General features: G+C 39.3%; 6 protein-coding genes. 5 read left to right on the plus strand and 1 reads right to left on the minus strand.

All coding sequences use genetic code 11. The features are described from left to right. Nucleotides 1–914, plus strand: a 914-nt coding sequence (locus X965_RS18415) for an ArdC family protein (protein WP_036419684.1), incomplete at its 5' end; no start/stop codon positions are given. A 237-nt stretch (nucleotides 915–1,151) separates the two neighbouring features. Here the strand turns inward: X965_RS18415 and X965_RS18420 are convergent. Continuing rightward, nucleotides 1,152–1,601 (minus strand): transglycosylase SLT domain-containing protein, encoded by a 450-nt coding sequence (locus X965_RS18420; protein ID WP_036419686.1) that lies wholly within the window; start codon nucleotides 1,599–1,601, stop codon nucleotides 1,152–1,154. 477 nt (nucleotides 1,602–2,078) lie between these two features. On the opposite strand from X965_RS18420, the gene X965_RS18425 reads away from it, so the two are divergent. From X965_RS18425 to X965_RS18440, 4 genes are all read left to right on the plus strand, one after another. Further along, the gene (locus X965_RS18425) at nucleotides 2,079–2,471 is read left to right on the plus strand and encodes a relaxosome protein TraM (RefSeq protein ID WP_072144607.1); all 393 of its coding nucleotides are present in this window, start codon (nucleotides 2,079–2,081) and stop codon (nucleotides 2,469–2,471) included. Nucleotides 2,472–2,649: 178 nt separating this feature from the next. Next, nucleotides 2,650–3,351, plus strand: coding sequence for a LuxR C-terminal-related transcriptional regulator (locus X965_RS18430; protein ID WP_172794106.1), 702 nt, complete (start codon nucleotides 2,650–2,652; stop codon nucleotides 3,349–3,351). 51 nt (nucleotides 3,352–3,402) lie between these two features. Next, the gene (locus X965_RS18435; RefSeq protein WP_036419691.1) at nucleotides 3,403–3,594 is read left to right on the plus strand and encodes a TraY domain-containing protein; all 192 of its coding nucleotides are present in this window, start codon (nucleotides 3,403–3,405) and stop codon (nucleotides 3,592–3,594) included. A 248-nt stretch (nucleotides 3,595–3,842) separates the two neighbouring features. Further along, the coding region (locus X965_RS18440; RefSeq protein ID WP_036419681.1) for a type IV conjugative transfer system pilin TraA at nucleotides 3,843–4,122 on the plus strand (280 nt) is incomplete at its 3' end.

Here is a 4,122-nt window from a genome sequence, read left to right on the forward strand (position 1 = left end):
ACCCTAACCCCGCAGCGGCGACCAGCGTATCCCCGCTGGAGCAGTCAGGCTCCTCAAAAACGAAATTTGTAAAGCGCAAAGCAAAACCGGACATGTATCAGACAGTGACAGATAACATCATCAGGGCGCTGGAAGCGGGCGTAAAACCCTGGGTCTGTCCGTGGACAGGTAGCGGCGTAGCTTCCGGGTTACCAACTAATTTTTCAACCGGCACAGCTTACAGCGGAATTAATATTATGCTGCTGTGGAGCAGTGCAGCGGAGCAGGGTTATACAGATCCCCGGTGGCTGACTTATAAACAGGCGGCAGAGCAGGGCGGTCAGGTTCGTAAAGGCGAGCACGGCACCACCATTATTTATTACAAAATGCTGGAAAAAGAAAACGAGGCCGGAGAGACTGAACATATCCCGATGCTGAAAACATTTACCGTTTTTAATGTGCAGCAGATCGATAATTTAGCGGCTGAATATGCAGCATTACCGGCTACGTCATTTGATCCCATAGAAAAAGCCGAAGCACTGACCGCCCGCAGTGGTGCCAAAATTACAGAGAAAGGCATACAGGCGTTTTACCGTCCGTCTACCGATGAAATATATTTACCTGAAAGATTCCGGTTTAATAATGCTGCTGATTTTTATGCGACACAGCTTCATGAATTAATTCACTGGACAGGAGCGAAATCCCGTTTAAACAGAGAGAAGGGCGGTAAATACGGTTCAGACAAATATGCGTTTGAGGAACTGATCGCAGAGTTAGGCTGTGCGTTTTTAATGGCAGATTTGGGAATAACCGGTGATGTGCAGCATGAAAGCTATATATCATCATGGCTGAAAGCACTGAATGATGATAAGCGTTTTATATTTAAAGCTGCGAGCGCAGCATCAAAAGCACACCGGTATCTGAGAGAATTGTAATAAGAGTCCTGTGATATCTGACACAGTTGCCACTGTGATGAAATATAGTTGCAGTGGTTGATTTTACAGATAAGAAAAGATGTTATAAAACCATCGGACAAAATAAAATACTATAAAAGTAATCATAATTTTTATCTTTAAATGATCGGGGGCTGAAAACTCCCCCGACCTGATAAAACCACCAGACAAAATTTTATCGCCATCAGAATAATAATACCAATGGGTGCAGTCAATACATTAATGACTGTTTTTTATATTTCTGTAGATGACATAAATTTCGTTAGCGTAACGCTGTCTTTTAATCTCCTGCTCCGGTGATTTTTTCCTGCCTGCATTGTAAGCACCCACACCCCGCCAGATGTCTTTTTCAAGATGAATAAATTTAGCCAGGTAATATGCGCCGGTATAAATATTCATACAGGGATCATGTTTCAGCATATTTTCATGAATACCGTATTCTCTGAGTTCATTAAAATTCTGAGAATGGATCTGCATCAGACCAACGGCATATTTTCCATCAGATACACGGTTAAGGGCATCAGTACGAAATGATGACTCTCTGAATGAGACAGCCCTTAATAAATCCGGGTCAATACCATAATCACGACCGGCAAGATCATAGCAATCCTGTGCAACTGACAGGGCAGGAAACATTAATGCAGAAAATAATGTGAAAAGCGTTTTCATAATATCCCCGTCAGTGACTAACTTTCATGGATTACAGCATTTTTTATAAAAAAACGGAAGCGGGTTTTTATTTGTGAATACACGCAAGGCACAAGATACAAAATAGTCTTCTCTGAAAATAGTTTCTCACACCCTACGCAAATTTAAAATTTGCATGAATTCGTTTTAACATCAGTGCGTTATGATTAAAATAATATGAAATATTTAAGATTCGCCTAAATCACAGTGCTCCTTTGGTGTTAAATTGGGGCTGTATCCGGCTAAAAAAATGGCTTTTGAGTGGCTAATTCATCAATATCAATATGTTAAATTTAAAGTGCTAAATCAGTGCCCCTTGGTTGTGCTGGAATGGTGCTGCATGATTAGCTTGATTGGTGCTTATTTTAATGATAGAAAGCGCTAAAAAGGCACTTTTCATTATCTGGCTGTTTTTTTTGTCAGCACTAAGAAAGCACCAAAATAAGAGAGAATAATATTATGGCACGACAGAATGTTTATATGAATCAGAAAACGTATGATGCTTTAAAATCTATTGTGGAAGAGCGGAGAGCTGACGGTGCCAGTTTTTCGGATGCCAATATGTCGAGTGTCAGTTCTGAAATGCTGGAGATAGGTATCCGGGTTACCATGAATCTGAAAAAAAAATCAGAAGAATTAGGAGATGACGGTTATACCTGGGAAGAGCTTTATAAGAAGCAGATTATGGATGACCTTGTTAAATCGAAAGTCTGTCTGCAGAAAATATTTGAAATGCTGTTTGATTTGCAGGAGATAAAATCAGATTCCCGCTATGATTTCAGAGATGCAGTTCAAAAGATGAAAGCCGAAAGGGATGATTTATTAGCGAAGTTTTTTGAAGATAAAGAATAGATCACCCATGATTGGGAATAGCATCGTTTTGTGATGCATAGCAATATAATATATTGCTATTTTACTTTAGTGTATGTTATATTTCATTTAATTTAAAATTTAAAAAATCGCTCAGTAAGGAAGCTACAACTTCCCTACTGAGCTGAACACATAACCCATGCCTTTTGGAGACGGTTACATGTCTAACGAACATGCTATTGATCTATTCGCAGAATCTCAAGGTGTTTTTAATACATCAGTCAAAGATATCCTCAAAAATGCCACATACTGGACAGTTTGCGACCAGTTGAACCAAAGTTTACTTAGTAATGTTGATTTTGATCTTAAAACCTTCCTGTATCACGCTGATGACCAACCTATTTATAGTCAAGTTCCGTTTTTATCAATGATTTTTATTGAAAGCCATACTTATGCGGTTGTTTCTCCCTATTATATTCATGAATTACCTGTTCTCTATTGTGGAAAAAAATGTACTCTTTACTCGTACTATAAAATTCTATCTTCTGATTTTTATCATTTTTTATTTAAAAATAATGAATTTAATAAATTTGATTATTTAGGTAATGAATTGAGTTTTGATGATATAGTTTTACGCCTGAAAGGCAGTAATCCACTTGATATATTAACAAATAAAGAATGGGCTATATCATGGCTTCTCATTAGTGGTTTTTCAACCGCAGATATATCTGTCATTATGCAGATAAAAATAAATACAGTGAAAAAGTATATAGAAAGAATTTTGGGGGTAAAAAAATTAGCAATATTCAAGCGTGAATTATTTATACAGGTAGCCGTTCACCTTGGCTGGAACCTTTTTATCCCTTCATTTTTCGTTAAAAAAAACCACTGTACAAAAAGTCAGATGCTGTTGGCGTATTGACGGGCATTGCTTATAACCATAAGCTAAATTTTATTTTCCCATGAGGCTTTTATGAAACAGAAAGAATACCGTCCAGTCACGATCAGTATTTCGATTTCTGCCGAAACCAACCGCTTACTGACTGAATCCGCCAGACAGTCAAAACGCACAAAGGCTATTGAGGCAATTATCCGTTTATCTGAAAGTCTCCGGGATGTAAATCATATTGAAGGTCATTATCAGCAGTTACTGACGAAATATTAAAATGTAATTAAATATTAATAACATTTTCTTTTTATCTCTTATTTGTTGTATTTCACAGCAACGGTATCGCTTTGCCTGAAAACAGGTGTTGCAAATCCGGGCGGTAGCTTTGCCTGAAATCCGGCAGCGTTACACGACATATTTCTTTTTACTCAATATACAGGAAATATGCCGGGTAATATTGCCCGGACGATGACGGTAATAATGGTTACCGCATCATTTTTCAGTGTACTCAAAAGGAATTTATAATGAGTGAAATGTCTGTCATGAATAATAACGCCGCGCAACCGGCGGCAAAAAAAGGGCTGTTTGCCCGTGCGCTGGCGGCGGTCAACAGCAAAACCGCCAAAACCCTGTTTAAGTATGTGGCCGCCCCGCTGGCACTCTGGCTGGCTGCCCGCGGGGTTGCCAACGCGGAAGACCTGACCGCCGCCGGTAAAGAGGATGCGGCGGACACCTTCGGTGAAGACTCCACCATGATGTATTACTTCATGCTGGCCGAAGTTATCCTGGTCTTTATCCTGTACC

Origin of the sequence: Morganella sp. EGD-HP17 (assembly GCF_000512315.2) — a bacterium.
GTDB classification, from domain to species: Bacteria; Pseudomonadota; Gammaproteobacteria; order Enterobacterales; family Enterobacteriaceae; genus Morganella; species Morganella morganii.

What these genes read in the sequence shown, in the direction of transcription:
- X965_RS18430 (WP_172794106.1), top strand. Translation starts at nt 2,650, where the DNA reads ATGTCTAACGAACATGCTATTGATCTATTCGCAGAATCTCAAGGTGTT.
- X965_RS18435 (WP_036419691.1), top strand. Translation starts at nt 3,403, where the DNA reads ATGAAACAGAAAGAATACCGTCCAGTCACGATCAGTATTTCGATTTCT.
- X965_RS18425 (WP_072144607.1), top strand. Translation starts at nt 2,079, where the DNA reads ATGGCACGACAGAATGTTTATATGAATCAGAAAACGTATGATGCTTTA.
- X965_RS18420 (WP_036419686.1), bottom strand. Translation starts at nt 1,601, where the DNA reads ATGAAAACGCTTTTCACATTATTTTCTGCATTAATGTTTCCTGCCCTG.